This window comes from Pseudoxanthomonas sp. PXM01 (genome assembly GCF_014851815.1).
Classification (GTDB): Bacteria; Pseudomonadota; Gammaproteobacteria; order Xanthomonadales; family Xanthomonadaceae; genus Pseudoxanthomonas_A.
In genome coordinates this window covers 836,914-863,294 of sequence record NZ_JACVAJ010000001.1, presented here as the reverse complement: position 1 = coordinate 863,294, position 26,381 = coordinate 836,914, and the positions used below count along the sequence as shown (strand labels likewise).

Annotated in this window: 21 protein-coding genes; 12 read left to right on the top strand and 9 right to left on the bottom strand. The window is 67.4% G+C overall.

Annotated elements, in window-relative coordinates:
• Positions 1–4: 4 nt before the first annotated feature.
• Positions 5–685, bottom strand: a complete 681-nt coding sequence (locus IB230_RS03930) for a methylamine utilization protein (protein WP_192268925.1) — start codon at positions 683–685, stop codon at positions 5–7.
• A gap of 245 nt (positions 686–930) precedes the next feature.
• A complete protein-coding gene (locus IB230_RS03925; protein ID WP_192268923.1) occupies positions 931–1,965 on the bottom strand; it encodes a nitronate monooxygenase in 1,035 nt (344 codons plus the stop codon).
• 173 nt (positions 1,966–2,138) lie between these two features.
• On the opposite strand from IB230_RS03925, the gene IB230_RS03920 reads away from it, so the two are divergent.
• From IB230_RS03920 to IB230_RS03910, 3 genes are all read left to right on the top strand, one after another.
• Complete coding sequence (locus tag IB230_RS03920) at positions 2,139–2,369, top strand: hypothetical protein (RefSeq protein ID WP_192268921.1); 231 nt, start codon at positions 2,139–2,141, stop codon at positions 2,367–2,369.
• 388 nt (positions 2,370–2,757) lie between these two features.
• Positions 2,758–5,625, top strand: a complete 2,868-nt coding sequence (locus IB230_RS03915) for a TonB-dependent receptor (RefSeq protein WP_192268919.1) — start codon at positions 2,758–2,760, stop codon at positions 5,623–5,625.
• Positions 5,626–5,905: 280 nt separating this feature from the next.
• Entirely contained in the window at positions 5,906–7,099 is a 1,194-nt protein-coding gene (locus IB230_RS03910; protein WP_192268917.1) for an OsmC family protein, read from the top strand.
• Positions 7,100–7,156: 57 nt separating this feature from the next.
• Here IB230_RS03910 and IB230_RS03905 read toward each other — a convergent pair whose 3' ends face one another.
• From IB230_RS03905 to IB230_RS03890, 4 genes are all read right to left on the bottom strand, one after another.
• Positions 7,157–8,482: a TonB-dependent receptor gene (locus IB230_RS03905; protein ID WP_343227284.1), complete on the bottom strand. Its 1,326-nt coding sequence runs from the start codon at positions 8,480–8,482 to the stop codon at positions 7,157–7,159.
• A gap of 17 nt (positions 8,483–8,499) precedes the next feature.
• Entirely contained in the window at positions 8,500–9,387 is an 888-nt protein-coding gene (locus tag IB230_RS03900) for a TonB-dependent receptor plug domain-containing protein (protein ID WP_192268915.1), read from the bottom strand.
• A 132-nt stretch (positions 9,388–9,519) separates the two neighbouring features.
• Entirely contained in the window at positions 9,520–10,635 is a 1,116-nt protein-coding gene (locus IB230_RS03895) for a PepSY-associated TM helix domain-containing protein (protein WP_343227250.1), read from the bottom strand.
• Positions 10,636–10,643: 8 nt separating this feature from the next.
• A complete protein-coding gene (locus tag IB230_RS03890) occupies positions 10,644–12,713 on the bottom strand; it encodes a TonB-dependent receptor (protein ID WP_192268913.1) in 2,070 nt (689 codons plus the stop codon).
• 729 nt (positions 12,714–13,442) lie between these two features.
• On the opposite strand from IB230_RS03890, the gene IB230_RS03885 reads away from it, so the two are divergent.
• Positions 13,443–13,814, top strand: a complete 372-nt coding sequence (locus tag IB230_RS03885; protein WP_192268911.1) for a YciI family protein — start codon at positions 13,443–13,445, stop codon at positions 13,812–13,814.
• A 72-nt stretch (positions 13,815–13,886) separates the two neighbouring features.
• On the opposite strand, the gene IB230_RS03880 is transcribed toward IB230_RS03885, so the two are convergent.
• Positions 13,887–14,882, bottom strand: a complete 996-nt coding sequence (locus IB230_RS03880; protein ID WP_225589169.1) for a DNA topoisomerase IB — start codon at positions 14,880–14,882, stop codon at positions 13,887–13,889.
• Positions 14,883–14,888: 6 nt separating this feature from the next.
• Positions 14,889–15,179 (bottom strand): hypothetical protein, encoded by a 291-nt coding sequence (locus IB230_RS03875; RefSeq protein WP_192268909.1) that lies wholly within the window; start codon positions 15,177–15,179, stop codon positions 14,889–14,891.
• A gap of 115 nt (positions 15,180–15,294) precedes the next feature.
• Between IB230_RS03875 and IB230_RS03870 the strand changes: the two genes are divergently transcribed.
• The 4 genes from IB230_RS03870 to IB230_RS03855 all read left to right on the top strand — a co-directional run bounded on the left by IB230_RS03870 (position 15,295) and on the right by IB230_RS03855 (position 19,003).
• Positions 15,295–16,173, top strand: coding sequence for an alpha/beta hydrolase-fold protein (locus IB230_RS03870; protein WP_192268908.1), 879 nt, complete (start codon positions 15,295–15,297; stop codon positions 16,171–16,173).
• Between the two features lie 174 nt (positions 16,174–16,347).
• Positions 16,348–16,602: a hypothetical protein gene (locus tag IB230_RS03865; protein ID WP_192268906.1), complete on the top strand. Its 255-nt coding sequence runs from the start codon at positions 16,348–16,350 to the stop codon at positions 16,600–16,602.
• A 96-nt stretch (positions 16,603–16,698) separates the two neighbouring features.
• Positions 16,699–17,232: a GNAT family N-acetyltransferase gene (locus tag IB230_RS03860; protein WP_192268904.1), complete on the top strand. Its 534-nt coding sequence runs from the start codon at positions 16,699–16,701 to the stop codon at positions 17,230–17,232.
• Positions 17,233–17,311: 79 nt separating this feature from the next.
• Complete coding sequence (locus IB230_RS03855) at positions 17,312–19,003, top strand: hypothetical protein (protein ID WP_192268902.1); 1,692 nt, start codon at positions 17,312–17,314, stop codon at positions 19,001–19,003.
• Positions 19,004–19,018: 15 nt separating this feature from the next.
• Here IB230_RS03855 and IB230_RS03850 read toward each other — a convergent pair whose 3' ends face one another.
• Positions 19,019–21,082: a 3-hydroxyacyl-CoA dehydrogenase NAD-binding domain-containing protein gene (locus IB230_RS03850; protein WP_192268900.1), complete on the bottom strand. Its 2,064-nt coding sequence runs from the start codon at positions 21,080–21,082 to the stop codon at positions 19,019–19,021.
• Positions 21,083–21,322: 240 nt separating this feature from the next.
• Here IB230_RS03850 and rpoE point away from each other — a divergent pair, with 240 nt between their 5' ends.
• The 4 genes from rpoE (at position 21,323) to lepA (ending at position 26,380) form a co-directional block, all read left to right on the top strand.
• Positions 21,323–21,943, top strand: coding sequence for an RNA polymerase sigma factor RpoE (rpoE, locus tag IB230_RS03845; RefSeq protein ID WP_192268898.1), 621 nt, complete (start codon positions 21,323–21,325; stop codon positions 21,941–21,943).
• Positions 21,940–22,848, top strand: a complete 909-nt coding sequence (locus IB230_RS03840) for a sigma-E factor negative regulatory protein (protein ID WP_192268896.1) — start codon at positions 21,940–21,942, stop codon at positions 22,846–22,848. Before rpoE ends, IB230_RS03840 begins: the two co-directional genes overlap by 4 nt.
• A 72-nt stretch (positions 22,849–22,920) precedes the next feature.
• Positions 22,921–24,423, top strand: a complete 1,503-nt coding sequence (locus tag IB230_RS03835) for a DegQ family serine endoprotease (protein ID WP_192268894.1) — start codon at positions 22,921–22,923, stop codon at positions 24,421–24,423.
• A gap of 148 nt (positions 24,424–24,571) precedes the next feature.
• The gene (lepA, locus tag IB230_RS03830; RefSeq protein ID WP_225589166.1) at positions 24,572–26,380 is read left to right on the top strand and encodes a translation elongation factor 4; all 1,809 of its coding nucleotides are present in this window, start codon (positions 24,572–24,574) and stop codon (positions 26,378–26,380) included.
• The last annotated feature ends 1 nt before the right edge of the window (position 26,381 follow it).

Here is a 26,381-nt window from a genome sequence, read left to right as displayed (position 1 = left end):
GGCTTCAAGGCGTCGTGCTCTTCAGCTGGCGGAACTTCTCCTGCAGCGAGCGCAGCCTGTCGCTGCCGCGCGCCTCCTCCTTGGCCGCCACCAGCGACACCTGCAGCGACGACGAGGTGCCCGCGGCTGGTACCACCAGCGTGCGCTGCAGCGGCGCGCCCGCACCGCGTACATGCCAGACGCGCACGGTGTAGCGGCCGGGCGGCACGTCCAGTCGCAGGCGGCCGTCGGCGCCGGTCTTGCCGAAGTAGGGAGTGTCGAGCACGACGATGTGGCCGATCATCCAGTCATGGATGTTGCAGCCAACCACCACCACGCCGGGCTTCTCGAAACGGATCGGGGCGGCCTTGTTGCCGGAGTACAGCGGAATCTGGAACTGGCGCGGCTGCGAGAATGAATAGACGTGGTGCTGGATGTTGTCGCGGTTGGGAAAGGACACCACCGTGCCCGCCTGCACCGGCAACACCGCAGGGACGAAGGCGGAATGCTGCTGATCCATGCGCGCGGTGGCGTTGCGGCTCGAGGAGGACGTGCCGTCCTGCAGGCTGATGACAGCGTCGGCAACGGGCACACCGGCGCCGGTCACGTCGAAGCGCACCTCGGCGGCCTGCGCGCGGGGAAGCAGGGTGAACGCCAGCGCCAGCAGTCCGGTCCATGCCGGCCATCCGCGGTGTTGCGATCCCATCGATGTCCCCTTGTCTGATCCCGGCCTTTCAAGCAAGTCCCATGCCACCTGCCGGACCCGCCGTCGGGCGCGTGCGCGCCGAATGGCCGCGACGTCGTGCCCATCCAGCGCCTGAAACTGACGTTACGCGTCATCGCGGCGATCGGATGCAGGGGCGGTCCCGGCCCAGCAGACGTGGTTGTCGGCGCTGATGCCGTGCCGCCCGACGGAAGCGGAAACGGTGCAGGGGCCCGCGGCTCCGCGAGTCAGCCGGCGCCCATCAGCTGCCGAGTGACCCGCGCGGCATCCCGTCCCGCCTGCGTACCGGGACGCGCGCCGGACCACAGCGGCGAGAAATCATCGCGTCCGCGCGCTTCCGCCGCCGCCCGCAGCGGTGCCAGGGCTTGCGAAGCCCACGGAAACGTGGGCGGCAGCTCCGACAGCGCACCAAGCTCACGCATCAGCCGGTTCACCAGGCCGCGTGCCGGGCGACCGCTGAAGAGGTTGGTCACCGCGGCGTCGCGCCCCGGTTCCTGCAAGGCTGCCCGATGCACGGCCGAGGTCGTGGCTTCCGGGCACAGCAGATAGGCGGTGCCGGCCTGTACCGCACTGGCGCCAGCCGCCAGCAAGGCGCGCACGTCGGCGCGGTCGCCGACGCCGCCGGCCGCGATCACCGGCACGGCCAGCGCTTTCGACAGTGCGGCCACCAGTTCGTGCGTGCCGGGCTGGATGGTCAGGTCGTCGGAGAGGAAATGTCCGCGGTGGCCGCCGGCCTCGATGCCCTGCGCGATCACCGCGTCCGCACCTTGGCGTTGCAGCCATCGTCCTTCTTCCACGGTGGTCGCCGACGACAGCACGGTGGCACCCCAGCCCTTGATGCGCGCCAACAGGGGCGCGTCCGGTAATCCGAAGTGGAAGCTCACGATCCGCGGCCGGAATGCCTCCAGCAAATCGACGGTCGCCGCATCGAGCGGACGACGTGCGCCGGCTGTCGAGGGTGCGGGCGGTTCGACCCCGTACTCGGCGTAGTACGGCATCAATGCATCGCGCCAGCGTCGCCCATCGGCAGCATCCGGCTCGGCCATCGCGTGGCAGAAGAAGTTGAGGTTGATCGGCCGCGGCAAAGTCGCGAAGGCGCGCAGTGCGGACTCGAGTTGCGCCGGGTCCAGCATCGCGCAGGGGAGGGAGCCGACGCCGCCGGCATGGGCGACCGCGATGGCGAGCGTTTCGTCCTGCACGCCGGCCATCGGCGCCTGGATGAGGGGAAGGGACGTGCCGAGCAGAGACGCGAGGGATTCCATGCCGCCAGCTTACGCCTGCCCGCACGTGCACGGGTCACGATCCGATGCGCGCACGCGTGATGACCACGCGGCATGTCGCGATAACCAGAGGCATGCAGTGGACGCGGATGTTTTAACCCGTGGGTAACGATGCGTTTGGCACGTTGCGATGGCCTCGAACGGAGCCCGCCGCCATGCCGAACGCCGCCTTCAGATCGCGCCAGGAACTCGATGCGATGGTCGACCAGATCGACCGGCAACTGGACGTGCTGTACCAGGCCTCGGCAGCGGCCTCGCGCGCGGAAGTCTGGTCCAATCTTGCGGGCGCGGCGCTCAAGCTGGCGGCGCCCGAAGACCACGAGTACGTCTATGAGCGCCTGCATGCGGTGTTCAGGGCGCACCAGCCGGCGCCCGCGCCTCCCTGACGCGCGCTTCGTAAGAGAACCGCCCGCTCCAGCGGCGGCGTCCTGGCGTCGTCCTCGAAGCATCGAAAGGGTAAGAGGCTTCGTCGTGGACGACGCATCGACCGGGTCCCGTTCCCGGTCAAGGATGCATTGCGCCGGCTGGAGCGGGCATGCCAGATGTAGCGCCGTGGCCTGATCGCATGAAGTGGCGAAGCGTCATGACCACATGCGCCGCCAGCATGAGTCCGTGTCGCAGCTGCCCGGAACATGGTTCCTTGCCTAATGGAATATGCAGCGGTTATCTCGATATGCGGGTAACAGGTTATCTCCACATGCGCGGAGATGATTGTTCACGCCGGGTTTACGCTTCCTACGATGTGCGTCCCACGTCACACAGTGAGCGCACTTGATGTCGATCGTCCGCATACCGCGCGCCGCCCGTGCCCAGGCCGGTCCGGTGCATCGCACTCCCACGCACTTCCGCAAGACCTTGCTCGCACGCGTCGTCACCGCCGCGCTCGCAGGGCCTGCACTGCTCGCTGCACCGCATGCCGGGGCGCAATCGCAGGAAGCGTTGCAGGCCGAGAACCTCCGGCTGAAGGAAGAAGTCGCCCGCCTGAAGCAGGCGCTCGGCGTTGCCGATGCACCGGCATCGGCCACCACGACAGCAGCGCCCGCGCCGGCCGCATCGCCGACCACGGCGCCGTCGCAGTCCGTCGGTGCGCAGGTCGGCGATGCGCAACTGCTCGATGCGGTGATCGTCAAGAGCGACCAGATCAAGGACGTGCCGGACTCGATCTCCGCGGTCACCGGCGAGGAACTGGAGAAGTTCCACGTCAACAACTTCCGCGACATCGTCAACCGCGTCGGCAACGTGCGCACGTCGTGGCAGAACCCGAACACCGCCTCGATCTTCATCCGCGGCGTCGGCTGGGCCGCCGGCGCCGGCGTGCTCGATCCCAGCGTCGGCGTCACCGTCGATGGCGTCAGCCACGGCATCAGTTCCATTTCCGCGCTCAGCAACTACCTCGATATCGAAGACGTGGAAGTGACGCGCGGTCCCGCCGGCGTCGACGGCGGCAAGGCGTCGAATGTCGGGCGCGTCACCATCAACACCCGCAAACCGGGCTTCTCGCCCGAAGCCCGTGCCACGCTGACGCTGGGCCAGCTCAACACCGTCATCGCCACGGCGGCCATCGGCGGGGGCATCATCGACGACACCCTGGCCTATCGCCTTACCGTCAACCGCGAGACTGCCGACGGCCCCTACAAGAATGCCAACGACAGCACCTTCACATGGCGCAATACCGATCGCACCAGCGTCCGCGCGCAGTTCCTGTTCACGCCCAGCGACAGGCTGGAAGCGAACGTGTCGCTGGACCTGACGCCAGAAGGCCGCGAGATCTGCGAGAACTGCTTCTGGTTCAATTCGAAGACTCCGGCCACCTACGACTGGATCAACCCCGTTACCGGCCTGCCGGGTGCGGTCAACTACGCTGAAGACGTGTTCGGCAAGCTGCAACGCCGCTGGTTCGCGCAGAAGCCGGACTACACCCTGGACGATTACTACGCACCGCGCGTCAACACCATCGGCGAGTACCCCAACACCTACGAAACCCGCGGCGCCACCGCCAATGTGGTCTACCGCTTCGACGATCGGACGTCACTGACCTCGATCACCGGGTACCGCGACTACCAGTTCTCGCAGGGCGCCGGCTCGCATACAGGCTTCGAGTGGCTGCGCGAACCGCGCGGCACCCAGACCAAGTACGAACAGCTCAGTCAGGAGCTGCGCCTGGATGCGGAGGTGAGCGATGAAGTGGACCTGCAGGCCGGCCTGTACTACTTCCGTGGCAAGTTCCCGTACTACACGCAGACCGAGCGCTACGGCTCCGATGGCGGTGCGTACTACGCCACCGATGCGCAGTACCGGCGGCTGGATCCCGTCACCGCCGGTCAGCCCGACTTGGTCGATCCTGCCGGCCGACTGCTGCTGTTGAATTCCGTGCACGGGCTGGTCACCCAGCGCCGGGAGCGCTACTTCAACGAGTCATCCGCGCTGTTCTCCAATCTCACCTGGGCGGCCACCGAAGCCTGGAGCCTCAATGCGGGCCTGCGTGTCGGGCGCGAGACGCGCGAAACCGCGGCGAGCAACGGCATCCTGTCCGATGGCTACGCGGCCGAGCTCAACCCGGCGTCGGTCAACAACGTCACCCTCAACGGCTTCGCCAACAACGCGCAAGGCGCGCTGCTCGCGACGAACAGCGCACAGCAGCTTGCGTTGGCCGACTTCGTCGCGCAGAAGTACTTCGGCGTTGCGACCTACACCGGCCTGACCGCCGCGCAGCGGCAGCAGGTGGCGGACGCCAAGGCGATCCGTGCCGCCCGCATCGGCGGGCTCTACCAGCAGGCCGACGCGGAGGACTATGGCGAAACCCTCTACAACGGCACGCTGGGCACCAGCTACCGCGTCAACGATGCGCTGACCGTCTATGCCTCCTACAAGTACGGCGAGAAGCCGGGCATCGCGCAGATCGTCGGCGCCACCGCCCTGGGCGGCAAGTCGGTGCCGGCGGAGGCCGAGACCACGCAAGCGTTCGAGCTGGGCTTCAAGTCGCTGCTGCTGGACAACACCTTGTCCATCGCCGGCACGCTGTTCCGGCAGGACATCGACGACTACCTGCAGAACACCTTCGTCTACGACGAAGTGCAGACCCAGTTGAACAACAACGGCCAGCCGGCCTACCTGGCGGCGCTCGGCAACGTGCCGAAGGTGCGCACGCAAGGCCTGGAACTGGATGTCGGCTACTTCGGCATCCCGTACACCACGCTGCGTTTCTCGGGCGCCTACACCGATGCGGAGTACGTCGAGTTCCCGCGGGCGCCGGTGCCGGCCGAACTGGGCGGCAGCAATCCGGCAGGACCGTACTTCGACGCCAGCGGCAAGCAGTTGCCGGGCGCGCCGCGGGTGAGCGGCAACCTGTTCGCTGATTTCTCGTACCCGCTGCGCAACGACTGGGTCTTCCACACCAACCTCAACTACAACTTCCAGAGCAGCTACTACGCCGACACGCGGCTGTCGCGCTACGCCCGTGCCGACGGATTCGGCGTAGCCGACTTCTCCATCGGCCTGGGTCGCCAGGATGGCCGCTTCGACGTCAGCCTGGTCGCCAAGAACGTCTTCGACCAGGACACCGGCATCCCGCTCACCTGGAATTCCTACAAGCCGGGCATTCCCCGCTGGATCGGCGTGACCTTCAGCGGTTCCCTGCATTGATCTCGACAAGATGTCCCGTATGTGATCGCTGGGGGTCAGCCTGACGAGTGGATGACGGCACCCTGTGCGTATCCCGGATCCCGGCGAGGTGAACCCTCGCCGGGATCTTTGTATGGGTGGCTAGACGAAAATGCAGCGTCACGTTTGTCGTGTGGTGTAACTGGTTGTACGCATATCGCTGTCGACGGTGGCGCATGAGTCCATTCCTGTTCGCCATGACGCGATACGCCTGCAGCGGGCAAGAATGGACACTCCTCCCACCTGCCTGGAATCGCACCACATGTCCGCGACGAATCAACTCTATCTTTCACTCAAGCGAGGCATCCTGCTGGCATCGCTCGTCGCCGCCGCGCCGTTCGTTGCGATCGCCTACGCCGATGCCGCAGATGCCTCTGCCTTGCGTTCGCACCTGGCAGCAAAGAAGGCAGCCATCGTCGCGCTGTCGAGCCAGGAGGTGGCACCGACGACGTTGTATGGAAAAGTCACTGCCGAGAGCCGGTCCGGCGTTCGTCGCCTGCGCATCGGCGAAACCGGACAGTTCCAATGGATCAGCGATAGCGATCGCGGCTACGCCGGTTACAACCTGGGCGCAGGCTCGTGGGATTCCCTGGTAGGTACCCTGTCCAGCGCCGTGGCGGACGAGTACCTGGTGCAGGCCGCGCTGAAGGATATTCCGCTGGATTCGCTCGATGTCGTGTTCACCAGCGTTCCCCAGCGCAAGACGGAAACGTTGGCTTATCCGAACAATCTCGGCTACACCGCCTATATCCAGTCGCCCGCGTCGGACGCCAAGCTGGAAGAGCTCCGGGCCGCGGTGCATGCCAGTTCCTCGGCGATCAATCTGGTCACCAAGGCGCAGGACGTTACCCATGCCACCGTGCACTACACGCACAGTGCGGCCACCCGCGATCCGGCACTGCCGCCCGGCCTGCGCGACTTCATCACCGAGGAAAAAATACCCGCCGTGAAAGCGCGTTCCCAGCCGCGTGCCGCAGGTGCGTCGGCGCCGGCACCACAGACGCTGATCGCGCATACACGCGTAGAACCGCATACCGGCCTGCGCTATACCCGCCTGGGCAAGGATGGCTACCACACGCAACTGCATGACAGCGCCACCGGCCTACTCGGCTACGGCATCGCGCCGACAGTGGAGGAGCATCTGATCGGTGTCACCGGAACGTGCCTGACGCATATCTTCGAAGTGCAGGCGGCTACCCGCAATGTGCTGCTGGACAAGATCGAGCTACGCGTCACGGCCGAACTCACGCCGCGCTTCGGAAAAGGCGTGACCACACCGTCGCGTTACCAGAAGATCACTTATGACGTGGACGTCGAGTCGCCGGCATCGGAATCCGAGATCGACGGACTTCGCCAGGCGGTGGAGGCGACCTGCCCGTTGTACAACCTGGTGAAGGATGAGCAGACCGTGCAGGGCAAGGTCGTACGCGGTCCGTATCCGGGCAAGGATGCCTGAGGTAACGCGGGTCCGCAGGCATCGCCCGCGGACCCGCTTCGACAACCGGCGACGCCGTCAGAACTGCTTGCTGATGCTGAGGTAGATATTGCGCCCCAACCCGGTGCGCGTGCTGGTTTCCACGCTGGAAGCCGTCAGGCGCTCCTGGTTGAACACATTGTTGATACCGACCAGGAACTGCGTGCTGCCGTCCAGGAACGGCACATGCGAGGTCGTCGGCCGCCAGCGCATCTGCACGTTGGTCTGGGTGAACGACTCGCGCACGTACCAGTACGTCGTACCGCCGGAGACCAGTGTCTCCGGATCCTGGTCGGGCTTGAACCAGTGCGTCACGTCGGCCGACACAGTCAAGTCGTCGTTCAACGGCCGCCAGCGCAGGCCCAGTCGGGCGCGGTCGGCGAAGGCGGACGGACTCTTGCGACCGGTGGCCACGTCGGTCATGTCCAGCGATTCATAGCTGAAGTAGCCGCCCCAACGGTCGCGGTCGTACGACATCTCCAGCTCGAAGCCCTCGCGGTCCACGCCATCGACGTTCTCGTAGCGCACGTACTCGCTGTCGGCTGGCGACACCGAACCGTAGTCGACCACCAGCCGGATCATGTCGTCGATGCGGCCATTGAAGTACATCAGCTTGGTATCGAAGCGATCGTTGTCGGCCAGCAGGCCGCGCCGGCTCCACGAGAAGCCCGCTTCGTACTCCGACGACGTCTCCGACTTCAGGTCCGGATTCGGCTGATACCAGTAGTAGATGTTCAACGGGCCTTCGGAGGAGGTTTCGTGCGGCGTCGGCGCGCGGAACGCCTCCGAATAGTTCGCCAGCAGGGTGAAGCCGTCCGTCACCGCATAGCTCACGCCGACACGCGGCGAGAAGCGGTTGTTGTCGTAGTCCTCGGACACGTTCTGCACTTCGCGATCGAAGCGGTCATAGCGGCCACCGAGCTGCACTGCCAGGCGATCGTCGAACCAGCGCGACTCGTGCTGCAGGAAGATGCCCAGGTCGCGGTAGCGGTTCGACATCGAGTTGAAGCTGGTCTGCACGCCGTTGAGGAGGTAGATGCCGTCCTCCTCGCGGTTCTCGAAGTCCGCGCCGACCAGCAGGCGATGGCCCACCGCGCCGGTGTCGAACCGCATCAGGTTCTGCAGGCTCAGGCCCCAGCGCTCGTCCAGGTTCTTGTAGTACAGGTCCACGCCGCGCTCGTAGCCTCGCTCGTAGAAGCCTTCGGTGCGGTAGGCGCGCGCGGTCAGGTCCAGCCACGGATTGCCCGCCGGGTTCAGCGTGTAGGCCAGCACCGTGTCCTTCTGGATGCGCTCGCCCAGCACGTCGCCGTTGGTCGGGCTGGTGGTGGCGTGGTACAGGCTGTTCCAGCCGGTGCGCGCGTCGATACGGTAATCGAAGTGGCTCAGCGCCAGCTGTGACCATCGCCGATGTTCCAGCCCAGCTTCACAAAGACGGTGTCGATCTCCTCGTGGTTGTCGGCCACGTTGTCGCGCGTGCCGGTGGCATCGGTGATGCGACCGACCTGCTCCAGGTCGCCGCGCTCGGCGTACTTGGCGAACGCGAGCAGCTCGAAGCGTCCGTTCTGCGGCGCGGCGGCGAACGCGGCATGTGCCTGGTACTGGTTGTTGGAGTCGAAGCGGTAGTTCGCCGCCACGCCCCAGTCGCGGCCCGGCAGGATGAAGTCGGTCGCATCCTTGGTGGTGCTGCCGACCACGCCACCGATCGCGCCGCCGCCATAGGTGATGCCGGACGAGCCGCGCACCACGTCGACCTGCTTGAGCAGGTCGCTGTCCATGCTGAAGCCCGCCACCTGGTTGGCGAACAGGTTCGCCGAGCGGCGCACGCCGTCCTGCATCAGGATCACGCGGCTCTCCGAGCCATGGCCGAAGCCGCGGATCGAGAAGCCCTGGCCGATCGCGCGGCCGTTGTCGTTGCCGGTATCCACGCCAGGCACCTTGGCCAGCGCCTGGATGATGTCGACATGGTCGTCCAAGTCTTCCGGCACCAGCACCGAGGCCGAGCCGGGATACTTCTGCACGTCGATGCCGAAGCGCGTGCCGACCACGGTGATGCGCTCGAGTTCGCTGGGCGCGTTCGTGGCGAAGGCGGACGGGGATGGGCAGCCGGCGGGCACGCGCTGCGTGATGCACGCGGCATCGTCGTCGGCGCGACACGCCTCGCGCGCCTTCGCCAGTGCATCGGCACACAAGGTGTCATCGGCCTGCGCGCGGGCAGGGGCGGAAAAACTCAGGGCGAGCGCAATCGCTGCAGCGAGTGCAGTGCATTTCATCAAGGGATCTCCAGTGAGCTGAGGGTGAGGCTTCGCTGGCTCACGCTCGCTGGCGGCGCGTATGTTACACGGCTGTCATCTTCGATGCGATGCAGTCGCATATTGCGCGTCAGCATCAATGGATGCGATGCGCTATCGGCGGCGGCGTCGCCACAGCACGAAGCCGGTGGTGCACGAGGCGATCGTCACCACGCCGCCGATGAAGACCAGCGTCTGCCCCGCGATGCCGAACGCCTTCCCGGAATGCAGTGCGTACTGCCACGCGAAGAAGGTATCGCCGGCACTGTCGCCGACATCGTGGCGCTGGCCGAGCAGGCGGCCGTCTTCCATCGACACGTACGTCCACAGGCGGCCCTGGTCGTCGACATCGCGGTCGTCGTAGGTGCGCACGGCGAAGGCCTGCTTGTGCGGCAGCAGGCGCACGCTGTGCACAGGGGAGCCGCCGGCGGCGAGCGTGATGGCATGGTCCACGCTGATGGTGGAGCTCGCTGGCTCGCGGTCCGGCAGGTCGTCGTCCAGCCGTTCGCTTACCGGACCCAGCCACCGCACCGCATCGCGGCTGGCATCCGGCCACGCCAGCGTCACGCCTGTCAACGCCAGCACCAGCGTGAGCGGGAGTGCCCACATCGCCGGTGCGCGATGCCAGTCGAAGCGGCGCCGCCCGCTGCAGGGCACGCCACCGAGCAGGAAGGCTTCGCGCCAGCGCGCCAGGCGCGGCACGGCCAGCACCACCGAGAACACATGGTCGATCAGCCACAGCAGCGACACGAAGCCGAGCAGCGTCGTCATCCACTCGCCCAGCAGCAGGTCAACGTGCAGGCCATAGAACACGTCCATCACGTGGCGACGGTCCAGCGCCAGCTTGCCGCTCTCGCGCCAGCCCAGCACGCGGCCGTCGCGCGGATCGGCGAACAGCTGCATCGATACCCCATCGGCACGGCCGAGCATCCAGAGCGTGCCGCCCGCCTCGGGCAGATGCACCTGCCGCGGTTCGAAGCCGGGCAGGGCGAGACGGGCCTGTTCCAGTGCGTGCGCCAGCGGGATGTCGCGCGCCGGTATCGCGTGGGTCGCCTCGATGCGCCGCAGGTCCGGATTGAGCCAGGTATCCAGTTCGTCGTAGTACGCGATGACGCAGCCGCTGAGCGACAGCAACATCAGCCACACCGTCGCGCCCAGCCCGAACCAGCGGTGCCACACGCGCAGCGCCGGACGCCAGCGCTGCGCGCGGGCCTCCGGCAAGCGCGGCACGGTGGTGCTCAGAAGCGGTACGACGCGCTGAGGCGCACGTTGCGGCCCGGCTCGTTGAGGCCGGACACGATCTCGTAGTCCGGAATGCCGATGTAGTCGGCCACGCTGGCGTGCGAACGGTAGGTGCGGTCGAACAGGTTGTAGACGCCGAACGACAGGTCGAACCGCTGTGAGGCGAACGGCTGCCAGTGCGCGAACACGTCCACTACCGTGTAGCCCGGCTTGTCGACGCGGCGCGTGCCGTCGATCCAGCCCAGCTCGGCTTCGCGGAACAGCACCTCGATGTTGTCCAAGTCTTCCACGCGGGTCACGCTGGCCTGCACGCCGAAGCGCGTGCTGGGGTCGTAGCGCAGGGTCAGGTTCCAGTTGTCGCCCATCGAGTTGCCCAGCGCGATGTGCTCGTAGCCTTCGATGCGGTGGCCGTTGAGCTTGGAGTCGTAGCGGTTGTAGTAGCCGTCGATGCCGAACGCGCCGCTGCGGTAGCCGGCGCGCAGCTCCACGCCGTCGGAGCGGAAGCGGCCGACGTTCTCGTAGTAGGTCGCGCCCTGCGGCGCCGGGCCACTGCCCAGCTGGTCGAGGATCACGTCGTCGATGGTCATGCGGTAGTAGACGGCCGACGCACTGAAGCCGCCGTTGTCGTACTGCAGGCCGATCTCGGCGTTGTCCACCGTCTCCGGCTGCAGGCCGGGTGCCAGCGTCAGGCGGCCGGGGCGCTGCTCCAGCGTGAACGCATCGCCGATCTCCTTGCCGCGGAACGCTTCCGCGTAGGAGAGGTTGAAGGTCCACGCATCGCTGATGCGGTAGCTGCCGCCGGCGTTGAAGCTGACGTGGTCGCTGTCGGTGCCGCCGCCGTAGGTGTCCAGGTCCACGTCGTAGGCGTCGTAGCGCGCACCGGCGCTGAGCAGCAGCGCATCGGTGGCCTGCCACTGGTCCTGCACGTAGACGCCCCACACCTGGCCGGACTCCACGAAGCGGCCGATCGCCGGGTCCCATGCCCATGGCTGCCACTGTGCGGCAGGGGCGAGGTAACGGCTGGCGACCTGGTCGTCGCGATGTTCCACACCGAACACCAGTCGATGCGCCTCGCTGCGCCACGTACCGCGCAGGTCGAAGCCCCAGGTGTCGATGTCGGCGCCATACAGGCCCCAGCGGTCGTAGCGGTCCTGGGTGAATTCGGTCTTGGTCGAGTACGCCGTCGCCTCCAGGTCCAGCGCGTCGGACACGGCGTGGCCGTAGTTCAGTACGCCGGTGCGGCGCTCGCCTTCCACCGGGAAGAGGCGGTCGCCGTCCCGCACCGGCCAGTTCGGACGCTGGCCGAACTCGCCGTCCTCGCGGCGCACTTCATAACTCGCGGTGAAGCGTTGCGTCTCGTTGATGTCGCCACCGACCTTCACGAAGCCCAGGCGCTGGCGAGCGCCGGTGCCGCGCAGCGTGCGGCCGTCCCCATCCTGGTAGTCGTCGCTGTCCACGTGCACGAACGAGGCGAGTACGCCGATATCGCCGTGCAGGCGACCGAAGCCGGTGGTGCTGACACGGTAGCCATCGTTGCTGGCCCAGCCGGCCTTGATGATGCCGCCGGCATTCTCGCCGTCCTGCAGCAGATCGGTCGCATCGCGCGTGCGGAAACGGATCGCGCCACCGATGGCGCCGAAGCCGGAGGTCGCTTCACCGGCGCCGGCCTGCACGTCGACACTCTCCAGCAGTTCGGGTTCGATCGACACGCGGCCGACGTGGTGGAACAGCGTGCCGCGCTGCGGGGCGCCGTCGACGGTGACGTTGAGCATGGAGTCTTCGAGGCCGCGCACGTAGATCTTCTGCGCGATGCCCACGCCGCCGCCCACCTGCACCGACGGCACCGCGCGGAACAGGTCGGCCAGCGTCGCAGCCTGGGTGCGTTCGATGGCCTGGCGATCCAGCTCCATGTCCGTCATCGCGCCGACCACGACCACCTTGTCCAGTTCGGTCGCGGCGTTGACGTCCTGGGTCTGCGCCCATGCTGCCGGTGCGGCGAGCAGCAGCGACACATGGATCGCCAGGGAGGTACGACGGGCTGGGGCAAGGCGTGGCGCACGGGCCATGGGGGTGAGTCCTCGGGGTCAGAATATGCAAATGATAATTGATATCATTTGACTCTGCAGCGACAGCGCAGTGGCGATGCCGGTCCAAGGGGCGCACGTTGCCCTTGCTATGCAGCCAACAGGGGGCGGCAACAACGGCGTGCCGATGGCGATGCCCGGCGGCCTGCCGAGCGTCGGCGTTGCACGTCACGCCCGCCGCCGGCGCACGTAGTGCGCGATGTCCACCCATGCGAGCGGTGATACCACCGGATGCGGCGCGACATGAGGCGTGGTGTGGCGACCCATGCGCGGCAATGTGTCGCGTCATGCTCGTGCATATGCCACGTCATACCGATCGGTATCGTCCGTCATGTGCACTGGTATCGCCGGACGATGCCAGTCGTATCCCGGTTCATAGGCGAGGGTATGCACGGCGATGCGAGGCAATAAGGGCATCGAACAGCCGCGTCATGTCGTGCAATACCGGTTGGTATCGCCGTTCAGACCCACCGGTATGGCCGTCCACGACCGCCACGGTGTCGCGCCATACCGCACGGCGTGAATGCCGCGAAGGCACGTCTTGCCCGCGCCGACGCGACACGGGTATGCCGGCCTGGTCAGCGCGTTCTGCCATTGGATGCGGTTCGCCGACGGATCGCGGGCATCATCGGCAGCGGCCCTCGACACAGAGCCTGTCGATTTCCCGCCGCCCGCCTCGTCGTCAATGCACACCCAACCCAAGGAACCCCGATGAAGTATCTCGGTCTCGCCTATTTCACCCCCGAGAAGTTCGCTGCGATGAGCCCGGACGACGTCGAGGCGCTGGTCAGTCAATGTCCAGCGCTCGACGAGAAGATGCGCGCGACCGGCAAGGTGCTGGTGGCGGCATCGCTGGGCGACCTGGAGGGTTGGAGAACGCTCCGCCCGCGCAACGGCAGGACGCAGGTCAGCGATGGGCCCTATACCGAGTCGAAGGAAGTGGTGGGTGGCCTGTTCATCATCGAGGCGGACGATCCGGAGGAGGCCTTGCGCATCGCGTCCCTGCATCCTGCGGCCACGCTGGGCGAAGCGGGGGGATGGGCGGTCGAGCTGATTCCGATGGACTTCTATCTGGCGCAATGAAGGATGGTGCGGGCGCCTCGAGATTGCGCCAGCTACTCGGCGGCCGCTCCGACGCTCTCCGCAATGGCCGGCTTAGCCACGCTGCGCGCGCCGCAGGAAGCGGATCGCGGCGGTTTCCCACTGGCGCGGACCGCTGGCATGGCGTGCGGCGCGCTGGAGCTGGCCGGCTTCCCATCCCGTGAAGACACGCGGATCCACGTAGTTCTTCTCGCAGATGCGCGGGGTGTTGCCCAGCAGGTCTGCGGCGCCACGCAGGACGGCCTGCCGCACCTGCGATGATGGCGCGTCGCCGCCGGCCGGCGGAGGAATGGCGGCAAGCATGCGGAACGCGAAAAGCGTGGCACCCAGCGTGCGGAAATCCTTGGCGGTGTACGGTCCCCGCAACTGCGCCTGCAGGTAGTCGTTGACGTCGCCGGACGTGATGCGCTGCACCTTGCCCTGTTCGCGGTACTGGAACAGGGCCTGCCCGGGGAGCTGCCGGCACTGGCGCACGAGCTTGACCAGCCGCGCGTCGCTGACGCGGGATTCCAGGGGCTTGCCTCCCTTGCCGCGGAACGCGAAGCGCACCTCGCCGGTAGCGACGAAGTGCGCATGCACGTTGCGCAACGTGGTGAGTCCGTACGAGCCGTTTTCTTTCTGATAGCTGGCGTTGCCGACGCGCAGGAGGGTATGCCCGAGAAGGGCGACGACCAGCGCCACCACCTTCTGTCGTGGAAAGCCGGGCAAGGCGAGATCGGCACGCACCTGGCGGCGCAGCCTCGGCAGCGCTTCGGCGAACGCGATCAGGCGATCGTATTTGCGTGCCCCCCGTTCCGCCTGCCAGGCCGCGTGGTAGCGGTACTGCTTGCGGCCCCGCGCGTCGCGGCCGGTGGCCTGCAGATGGCCGCGCGCATCGGCGCAGATCCAGACGTCGGTATAGGCCGGCGGGATGGCGAGTTGCCGGATGCGCGCCAGCGTGGCGGCATCCCGCACGCTGCGCCCGCGTACATCGCGGTAGGCGAAGCCGCGCCCGTGGCGCTGGCGGCGCAGGCCGGGCATCACATCGGAGGTGTAGTGGAGGCCGGCCAAGGCGGCTCAGAAATCGTCGACGTACTCGAGCACCAGCCCGTAGCGTGCGCCGACATCGTCGGCGGTGGCGCGCACCGTATCGGCGTAGGGCGAGGCGACCTCGATCTCCAGCGCGTGCACATCGCTGGCGCCGATATCGTCCGGCAATCCGGCCGAGCTGGAGTCGTCGTCGTCCATGTGGGGCATCAGGTCCGCCAGTTCCTCCACGCGTTCCACACCGTCGACTCCTTCCAGCGCTGCCATCAGGGCATCGAAGCCGGTGCTCGCGCCGGTGGCCCGCAGTCTGATCGTCGTCATCTTCTTCCTCGCATCACGCGGTCCGGTGATGCGTTCGACCTTAAGATGCCCTCGATCATGCCCTCGTGAAGCCGTGGCCGAACGGCAGGGCAACGTTCAGTCAAGGAGACGCCGCATGATGCGCTGCACGACCCTCTTGCTCGCCTGGCTGCTGGTTACGGCGACGATGCCGGCGACGGCGCAGTCACCCGACGCCCAGAAGGACGAAGGTGCCGCTTCCCTGGAATATCTGCCGGCATTGAAGGGCGATTACTTCCCCCTGACCGACCGCCGCTCCGGCCGCGTGCACCATCTCTACGTGCGCTATCCCGAGGGCTACGACGCGACGGCCGCCACGCGTTATCCGGTGGTGTACGTGCTGGACGGCGACAGCCTGTTCCCGCTGCTGGCGCCGACGCATCTGTTCCTGCACTACGACGAGCACCTGCCGGAAGCGATCATCGTCGGCATCGCCTATGGCGGTTTCGACCCGGCCATCAACAAGCGCCACATCGATTTCACCGCGCCGGGCAGCGACGCCGCCGCCGGGCAGGGCGGGGCGCCGGGCTTCCTCGCCTTCCTGCGCGGACAGGTGGTGCCGGAGGTCGAGCGGCGTTATGCGGCGGATCCGCAGCGGCGCGTGCTGGTCGGGCAGTCGCGCGCGGGCTATTTCGTGCTGTGGTCCGCAGTGCAGGATCCCGACCTGTTCTGGGGACGCATCGCCAGCAATCCGTCGCCGGGGCCGGCACGCGAGCAGTTGTTCGTTCCCCCACGGTCGCACGCACGTACGGACCTGCGCGTGGCGGTCGCCAGCGGTACACGCGACACCGTGGAGCGCCAGCGCATCGCCCGCGACTGGACGACGCACTGGAGCGCGCCGTCGTCGCACGCCCCGTGGCAGGTCACGTTGCTGACGCTGCAGGACGGCACCCACGCGGCCACGATCGGCGAAAGCTACCGACGCGCGATGTTGTGGCTGTTTCTTGGAACAGGGCAGGCGGCGCTGCCGCAGTGAACGGGATGAACGGGCGTGCGAGGCTGGCGCAGCGCGGCATTCACACGTGTAGGTGGATGGGCTGCCGGGCGTTGCCGGCCTCCATCCGTAACGGGATTCACAGAAATGGACCGGCCGTCGGAAATCCCTGCGCGATGTCATACATCGGGCATGTGCGCGGCTTAGGCTCGTTCCATGGACTCCTTGGCCGACATCCGGGCCGTCCTGGCCGCCGCGGGACAGCGAATCGAACACGGAGCGCTGCGTGAAGACCCGCACGTGTTCATGGACGCGCTGTGGCGACAGGTGTACGACCCTGCGCCCGATGACCTGCAGCCTTATGTATGGGCGAGGCTCTCCGATTTCTCCGCGCAACTCGGGGTGCGGGGCGACGTAGCCGCTGATCGCAGTCCGGTGCGGGCGCCGCCGGAGGTGTTCATGCGCCGCTGAGCCGTCCGGCTCATCTCACGCTGAGCGGGTGGCTGACCTGCGCACGGCGCGCGTTGCGTTGTGTGTGAAAAGCAGACCAGCCTCCTCGACTTCCGCATGAATTCCGGCACCACGATCCGTCCCGCCCGCCTGTCCGAGGCGGCCGCCCTGTCCGACCTGATGCGCCGCACCTTCGTGGCGGCCAACGGCCACTGCAGCACGCCCGGGAACGTAGCCACCTTTCTCGACCAGGTCTACACGCCGGCGCGGCAGGCGCAGGAGATCCGCGACCCCGACACGCTGACGCTGATCGTCGAACAGGACGGCGCCTGGGCCGGCTTCGCGCAGCTGCGCTGGGGCACCGTGGCGCCGGCGGAGGTGACGTTGCGGCCGGCGGTGGAACTGGGTCGCATCTACCTGGACGCCGCCTTCCACGGCAAGGGGATCGCGGCGCTGCTGGTGACCCACCTGCTGGCGGCGGCGCGGCTGCGCCATTCGCGCTCGGTGTGGCTCAACGTCTGGCAGGAGTCGGAACAGGCGATCCGCTTCTACCGCAAGCACGGCTTCCAGATCGTCGGCCGTTCGGTGTTCCGCGTCGGCGACGACCCCAAGGACGACTGGGTGATGACGCAGGCGCTGCCGGCCGACTGACGCCGGCAGCGCCGACCGGCGGTAGGCCGCTGCGCATGCACCGCCGCGTTGGCGGGGATGTCCTCACCGGGAGATCGTCATGGGCATCCGGCACCTTGCGGCCTTGTCGCTCGGCATCGCGGCGCTCGCCTGCGTCGGATGCAGGCAACCTGCAGCACCCGCCGAAGCGGCCGTCTCTCCGCCGGAGATGGCACTGGTCGGCGCGCATCTGCTCGAGGGTCTTGGCGACTACCGCTTCCCGGTGACCTCGAAACATCCCGAAGTGCAGCGCTGGTTCGACCAGGGGCTGATGCTGGCGTACGGCTTCAACCACGACGCGGCGGAGCGGTCGTTCCTGAAAGCGACCGAGCTCGATCCCGAGTGCGCGATGTGCTGGTGGGGCGCGTCGCTGGTGCTGGGACCGCACGTGAACGCGGGGATGGACCCGGCAGACAACGCGGACGCCTGGCAACGCCTCCAGCGTGCGCGCACCTTGGCGCCGAAGGCGACGGCACGCGAGCAGGCATTCATTACCGCGCTGTCGGCGCGGTATGCGGAGCGGCCTCCGGAGAACCGTCGCGCGCTCGATGAAGCCTACGCGGAAGCGACACGTGCGCTGGTGCGGCAATTGCCCGAGGATCCCGATGCCGCGGTCCTGCACGCCGAAGCGATGATGGACCTGCAACCGTGGGACTACTACGACGCCGACCTGCGTCCCAAGGGCCACACGGCGGATATCGTGTCGGTGCTGGAATCGGTGATGGCGCGGCATCCGGACCACGCCGGCGCGCTGCACCTGTATGTCCATGCTGTCGAAGCCTCGGCGGCCCCCGAGCGCGGTGCCGCGGCCGCGGACCGGTTGCGCGAGCTGATTCCCGGATCGGGCCACCTGGTCCACATGCCGGCGCATATCTATGCGCGGGTGGGGCGCTGGCATGACGCGGTGATCGCCAATCAGCGCGCAGTCGAGGCCGACGATGCCTATCTCGCTGTCTGTCGCGGCAATACGCAGGGTGTGTATCCGCTGGGCTATGTGCCTCACAACCACCACTTCCTGTGGTTCGCCGCCAGCATGGAGGGCAGCGGCGCGCTGGCGCGCGACGCTGCGCGCAAGACCGCCGAGCGTACCGACCTGCCGGACCTGATGCGCCAGCCCGGCTTCGCCGGCCTGCAGCACTACTGGATGACGCCGTGGTTCGAGCGCGTGCGGTTCGGTCGCTGGGACGAGATCGTCGCCGGCAAGAACCCGGCCGAAGATCTCCCTTACGTCACCGCGATCTGGCATTACGCGCAGGGCATGGCGGCGATCCGCCAGTCCCGGCTCGATGACGCCGAACGCCACCTGGCGGCCCTGCGGCCGATCGCCGCCGATCCGAAGATGGACACGTTGATGGTGTGGGACCGGTATCCGCTCACGCACGCGGCGAAGATCGCCGAGCGCACCGTCACGGCGGAACTCGCGTCTGCGCGCGGCGACCACGAGGCGGCGATCGCAGCCCTGCGCGAAGCGGTAAAGATCGAAGACGGCATTCCGTACGACGAGCCGCCGGGCTGGCATGCGCCGGTCCGCCACTCGCTAGGCGCCATCCTGCTGGCGGCAGGGCGCGCGGGCGACGCCGAACAGGTCTACCGCGAGGAACTGAAGCGCAACCCCGGCAACGGCTGGTCGCTGTATGGCCTGGCACGGAGCCTCGAGGCCCAGCAGAAGACGCGCGAGGCCACGGACGCGGAGCGGCAGTTCGCCGCGGCGTGGCGCAACGCCGACATCACCCTGTCGGCGTCACGCCTGTAACCGCCCGGCGGCAGGTCACACCGTCGGTTGGCGCAGCACCGGGTTGTCCCAGCCCGGACGCGGGGCGAAGCGGTCGCCGTGACGCGCCTGCAGCGCCTTGAGTTTTTCCAGCAACGCGTCGGGGCCGACGGCCTTGACGTGTTCGATCGGACCGCCGCGGAACGGGGCGAAGCCGGTGCCGAAGATCACGCCGGCATCCAGCAGGTCGCTGTCGGCGACCACGCCATCGTGCAGGCAGGCGACGGCTTCGTTGAGCAGCGGCAGGATCAGGCGGTCTTCCAGGTCGTCCGGCGCCTTGTAGTCGGACGGCACCTGCGGCTTCACCGGCTTGCCGTTCTCCCACTTGTACAGGCCCTGGCCGTCCTTCTTGCCGCGCTTGCCGGGTTCCACCGTGGCGAGCGCCGCGGGCAGCGTCAGGCCGAGGAACGGCGACAGTTCTGCGCCGACGCCTTGTGCGACGTCCAGGCCGACGGTGTCGATCAGCTCGATCGGGCCCATCGGCATACCGAACTTCACCGCCGCCTTGTCGATCACCGGGCCGGGGATGCCTTCGGCATACGCGGTGGCCGCTTCCAGCATGTACGGAAACAGCACGCGATTGACCAGGAAGCCCGGCGTGCCGGCGACCGGCACCGGGAACTTGTCCAGCGCCTTGCAGAAGGCAGCCAGGCGCTTGACGTTGGCATCGTCCAGCGCATCGTGCTGGACGATTTCCACCAGCGGCATCAGCGCGACCGGGTTGAAGTAGTGCAGGCCGGCGAACTGTGCCGGACGCTGGATGTGTTCGCGCAGTTCGGTCAGCGGGATCGACGAGGTGTTGGTGGTCAGCAGCGCATCGGGCTTCAGGCGCGGCTCGACGGTCTGGTACAGATCGCGCTTGGCGTCCGGGTTCTCGATGATCGCCTCAATCACCAGATCGGCCTGCGGCACGCCGTCGCCGGCAAGGTCGCCTTTCAGGCGCGCGGCCACGGCGGGACGCTTGCTCTCGTCCTTCACCTTTTTGGCGAACAGTTCCTGCGCGCGCGACAGGGCGCCGTCGATGAAGCGCTGCTCCCGGTCCTGCAGGGTGACGTTGAAGCCCTTGTAGGCGGACCACGCGGCGATGTCGCCCCCCATCACGCCGGCGCCAACGACATGCACGTTGGCGATGCCGTGGTCCTTGCCACCGAGGCCCTTCAGGCGCTCGGTCAGGAAGAAAATGCGGATCAGGTTGCGCGCGGTCGGCGTGCCGGCGAGTTTCACCACCGCCTTGCGTTCGGCATCCAGACGGCCCTGGATGCCCTTGCCGCCAGCGGTCTTCCAGACGTTGATGAGGGCGTAAGGCGCGGGGTAGTGCGCCTTCGGTGCCTTGCGCGCGACCTGCTTAGTCATCTGCGGCGCAAGGATCTGCCGCGCCAGCCAGCTGTTGCTGAGCCAGCCGGTGAAGCGCTGCTTGAACGGACGCGGCGGACGCGAACCGATCAGCGCGACGGCGGCATCGACCAGCACCGCCGGCTCGGCGATCTTGTCGACCAGCCCCATCGCCTTGGCCGAACTGGCCGACAGCGTGCGACCGGTGAGCATCATGTCCATCGCCTTCGGCGAGCCGACCAGGCGCGGCAGGCGCGCGCTGCCACCCCAGCCCGGGAAGATGCCCAGCTTCACTTCGGGCAGGCCGATGCGGGTGGACGGGTCGCTGCTGGCGACGCGGTAGTCGCAAGCCAGGGAAATCTCGGTGCCGCCGCCCATGCAGAAGCCGTGGATGGCGGAGACCGTGGGGCAGGGCAGTTCCGCCAGTTTCTGGAACACCGCCTGGCCACGACGGATGGCGTCGTTGACGGTGCCCTTGCGGTCGAACTCCTGGAACTCCTTCAGGTCGGCGCCGGCAATAAAACCGCTGGTCTTGGCCGAGCGCAGCACCACGCCCTTCGGCGGATCGATGGCCAGGCGTTCGATGATGGCGGCCAGTTCGATCAGTACGTCCTGGGAGAACGCATTGACGCTGGCGCCCTGTCGGTCGAAGGCGAGCACGACGATGCCGTCGTCACGCAACTCGGTCTGCCAGTGACTGAATCGCAGCCCATCGAAGTTCGTGGCCATGCAGGAGACCATCCGTTCACGTATGGAGAAGGCCGCTATCATCCCGAGGTTGTTTCATCCCCGTCAAATCCACATATCCCAGGGAACGTCGTCTCGGGCGTGACCGGCGGCAGGGGGATGGTCCCGCTGCTCCGGTTAAATTCTTGATAGGGCAACGGTTTGGACAAGGCGTTGAACTTTCCTCCGCTAGCGCGGTCACAGGGCCCGGCCAACGCCGAGCCGACAGGAGTGCGGCGCGGCATGGCCGAAGTAGATCCAACCCAGGAGCTGGACCTCGAGCTGGTCAGGCGCGTGCAACGCGGCGACAGCGCGGCCTTCGATCTGCTGGTGCGCAAGTACCAGCATCGCGTGGTGGCGCTGATCGGGCGTTACATCCATGACTGGAGCGAGTGCCAGGACGTGGCCCAGGAGACCTTTCTGCGCGCATACCGCGCGCTGGGAAATTTCCGGGGCGATTCCCAGTTCTATACGTGGCTGCACCGCATCGCCGTGAATACCGCCAAGAACCACCTGGTCGCGCACAACCGTCGCCCGCCCACCGCGGACGTGGATGCCGCCGACGCCGAGCAGTACGACATCGGCACGCGGCTGCGCGACACCGACACCCCCGAGCGCGAACTGATGCGCCAGGAGATGGAGGCGACGGTGATGAAAGCGGTGGACGGTCTGCCGGAAGAACTGCGGACCGCGATCACCCTGCGCGAGGTCGATGGCCTCAGCTATGAGGAGATCGCGCAGAAGATGGACTGCCCGATCGGCACCGTGCGTTCCCGCATCTTCCGGGCGCGCGAAGCGATCGACGAACAACTGCGTCCCCTGCTGGACGTGGACAGTACAACCCGGGAGCGCGCCCGCTCATGACCGCCCGCAACGAGACACCGACCATCGACAAGCTCGACATCCACCACCGCCAGCAGCTGTCCGCCCTGATGGACGGCGACCTGCCGGCTGACGAGGCCCGTTTCCTGCTGCGCCGCTTGCAGCACGACCACGAACTGGCCGGTTGCTGGGAGCGTTGGCAGCTATGCGGCGATGTGCTGCGCGGCCAGGGCCGTGCGCCGGCGCCTGCCGGTTTCGCCGAGCGCGTGGCGCAGGCGATCGCGGCCGAATCCACGTCCAACACCCTAGCGGCGCCGCAGGCGCAGACGGTGCGTCCGCGCAACCTGTTGGCACGCTGGGGCGGCGGTGCGCTGGCCGCTTCCGTTGCGCTGGTGGCGTTGTTCATGGCGCGCCAGCAGTCTCCGCAGGATGTCCCGGTGAGCGACGACACGCAGGTCGCGTCGGCACAGGCCACGTTGCCTGCGATGCTTCCGGAATCCCCCTCCGGTCCGGCTCCCGACGCAGAAGCGTACGCGGCAGCTGCGGTGGCCGTCGCGGCGACCGTGCCGCGGCGACAGGACAGCGCGCGCCGCAGTGCGACGCGCAGCCAGCAGGCCGCGCGCAGCGCGCAGCGGGTGGCGCGGGCGGAAGCCCCGGTGCGCGCGAATGGCACCACGCAGGGTGCGCCATTGGAAGCGGTTGCCACAACGACGACCTCTGCGCCTGTGCATGCGGCATCCAATCCGTTCTCGCATCGTGCCCCGGAAGCCAATGCCGTGGCCTCCCGTCCCTGGCCGCGCTCCGCGCTGTCGGCCTATCCGTCGGCCAGTGGCGGCCTGGTCACGGGTTACAGCTCGGATTCTGCTGCCCGGACGTTCTATCCCTTCGAGCCCCGCCTGCCCGCCAGTGCGCCGGCCGCGGCTCCCGTCGACGCCCCGCGCGACTGATATTCCGCGCGTCCGGTCTGGTGCCGGACGCGCGCGACACCCTGGTTCACTTCCTATCGAGGCATGCATTCGATGACCCCACACGCCCGTCACAACCTGTTGGCCCTGTTGATGCTCACCATGCCGCTGGCCGCCTGCGCCCAGCAGGCCGAAGCGCCAGCGCCTGCCGCGTCCGCGACGCCTGCGGTGGCGCAGTCCGCCGCACCGCAACTGGTCACGGGTCTTCCCGACTTCACCCAGCTGGTGGAGCAGGTGGGTCCGGGCGTGGTCAACGTCGAGGCGACGGTCGGTTCGCGGCGCAGTGCGCAGGCGAGCGAGGAGGCTGACATTCCCGAGATCTTCCGCCGCATGCTGCCGCCCGGTTTCCAGATGCCGGGTCCGGGCCAGCAGGGGCCGCAGCGCCGCGGCACGTCGATGGGCTCGGGTTTCATCATTTCGGCCGACGGTTACGTGCTGACCAACCACCACGTCGTCGACGGCGCGGATGAGGTCAAGGTGACGCTTCCGGACCGCCGCGAGCTGACTGCCAAGGTGGTCGGCAGCGACCAGCAGTACGACGTGGCCCTGCTGAAGGTCGAGGCCAAGGGGCTGCCGACCGTGCGGATCGGCAACTCGGCCACGCTGAAGCCGGGCCAGTGGGTGGTGGCGATCGGCTCGCCGCTGGGCCTGGATCACTCGGTCACCGCCGGCATCGTCAGCGCGGTCGGCCGCAGTGCGTCGGCCGAGCAGCGCTACGTGCCGTTCATCCAGACCGACGTGGCGATCAACCAGGGCAACTCCGGCGGCCCGTTGCTCAACACGCGCGGCGAAGTGGTCGGCATCAATTCGCAGATCTTCTCGGTGTCCGGCGGCTACATGGGCATCAGCTTCGCCATCCCGATCGACCTGGCGATGGGTGCGGTGGACCAGTTGAAGGCGACCGGCCGAGTGAGTCGCGGGCAGCTGGGCGTGCAGGTAGGCGCAGTCACCGCGGACGTCATGAAGGGCTTCGATCTGCCGGACAACCGCGGCGCGTTGGTCAACGACGTGGTCAGCGGCAGTCCCGCCGCCAAGGCCGGCGTCGGTCCGGGTGACGTGATCCGCTCGGTGAATGGCCGTGCGATCAACGACTCCAGCGACCTGCCGCCGATCATCGGTGCCATGGCGCCGGGGACAAAAGTCACGCTGAGCGTGCTGCGTGACGGCAGGCCTCGTGACATCTCGGTCACCTTGAGCGAGCTGGACGAAGGCGAGGGCGTTGCACGTGGTACCCCGGCTGCACCGGAGGCTCCCGCCGCCCCGGCAGGCCGCAATGCGCTGGGTATCCAGAGCCAGGCGTTGGATGCCAACAGCCGCAAGCAGCTCGGGGTGGAGTCCGGTGACGGCGTGCTGGTCAGTCGCGTCGAGAGCGCCGCCGCACGCGAGGCGGGCCTGTCGCCGGGCATGGTCATACTGCAAGTCGGCCGCAACAAGGTGAACAGCCCCGCGGCGCTGGACCGCGAACTGGCGGGCGCCAAGCCCGGCGACACGGTCATGCTGCTGGTCCGCAGCCGGGGCGTGACCCGCTTTGTGGCGGTGACCGTCGAGAAGGGCTGATCCACACCCGTTCCGCGTCCGACATCGCCCCGCTGTGCCGGGGCGATGTCGTTTCCGGCCCTCTCGGAAGCCCGGGCGGGCGAGTCGGGCCCCCGGCCGTGCGATAATCGCCCGTTATTCCTGACGACGGCACAGGCCGCCGCCCCCCATGTCTTCTGATTCCATGCGGAATATCCGCAACTTCTCCATCATCGCGCACGTCGACCACGGCAAATCGACCCTGGCCGACCGCATCATCCAGCTCTGTGGTGGCCTCGAGGCCCGTGAGATGGAAGCGCAGGTGCTCGACTCGAACCCGATCGAGCGCGAGCGCGGCATCACCATCAAGGCCCAGTCCGTGTCCCTGCCGTACAAGGCGAAGGACGGGCAGGTCTACCAGCTCAACTTCATCGACACTCCGGGTCACGTCGACTTCTCCTATGAAGTCAGCCGCTCGCTGGCTGCCTGCGAAGGCGCGCTGCTGGTGGTCGATGCCGCCCAGGGCGTGGAAGCCCAGTCCGTCGCCAACTGCTACACCGCGGTGGAGCAGGGTCTGGAAGTGGTGCCGGTGCTGAACAAGATCGACTTGCCGACCGCCGACACCGACCGCGCCAAGGCCGAGATCGAGGCCGTCATCGGCATCGATGCCGACGACGCCGTGGCGGTCAGCGCCAAGACCGGTCTCAACGTCGATCTGGTGCTGGAAGCCATTGTCCAGCGCATCCCGCCGCCGCAGCCGCGCGACACCGACAAGCTGCAGGCGCTGATCATCGACTCGTGGTTCGACAACTACCTGGGCGTGGTCTCGCTGGTGCGCGTGATGCAGGGCGAGATCGGCCCGAAGAGCAAGATCCTGGTGATGTCCACCGGCCGCACCCACGAAGTGGACAAGGTCGGCGTGTTCACCCCCAAGCGCAAGGAGCTGAAGAAGCTCGGCGCCGGCGAGGTGGGCTGGATCACCGCCTCGATCAAGGACGTCCACGGCGCCCCGGTCGGCGACACGCTGACCCTGGCCGGCGACCCGGCCCCGGGTCCGCTGCCCGGCTTCCAGGAAATGCAGCCGCGCGTGTTCGCCGGCCTGTTCCCGGTCAACGCCGAGGACTACCCGGCGCTGCGCGAGGCGCTGGAAAAGCTGCGCCTGAACGACGCCGCGCTGCGCTTCGAACCGGAAAGCTCCGAGGCGATGGGCTTCGGCTTCCGCTGCGGCTTCCTCGGCATGCTGCACATGGAGATCGTGCAGGAGCGTCTGGAGCGCGAGTACGACCTGGACCTGATCACCACCGCGCCGACCGTTGTGTATGAAGTCCTCAAGACCGATGGCACGGTGGTTTCGCTGGACAATCCGGCCAAACTGCCGCAGTCCAACCTGATCGAAGAGGTGCGCGAGCCCATCATCCGGGCCAACATCCTGACGCCGGAAGCCTACATCGGTTCCATCATCAAGCTGTGCGAAGAAAAGCGCGGCGTGCAGATCGGCATCCAGTACCTGGCCAGCCAGGTGCAGATCAGCTACGAACTGCCGATGGCCGAAGTGGTGCTCGATTTCTTCGACAAGCTGAAGTCGGTCAGCCGCGGCTACGCCTCGCTGGACTACTCGTTCCTGCGTTTCCAGCCCGGTCCGTTCGTGCGGCTGGACACGCTGATCAACGGCGACAAGGTCGATGCGCTCAGCCTGATCGTGCACCGCAGCCACGCCGACCGGCGCGGTCGCGAGCTCACCGAGAAGATGCGCGAACTGATCCCGCGGCAGATGTTCGACGTGGCCATCCAGGCCGCCGTCGGCTCGCAGATCATCGCGCGCAGCACCGTCAAGGCGATGCGCAAGAACGTGTTGGCCAAGTGCTATGGTGGCGACATCACCCGCAAGAAGAAGCTCCTCGAGAAGCAGAAAGAGGGCAAGAAGCGGATGAAGCAGGTGGGCCGCGTGGAGATTCCGCAGGAGGCCTTCCTCGCGGTGCTGCAGGTGGACAGCAAGTAAG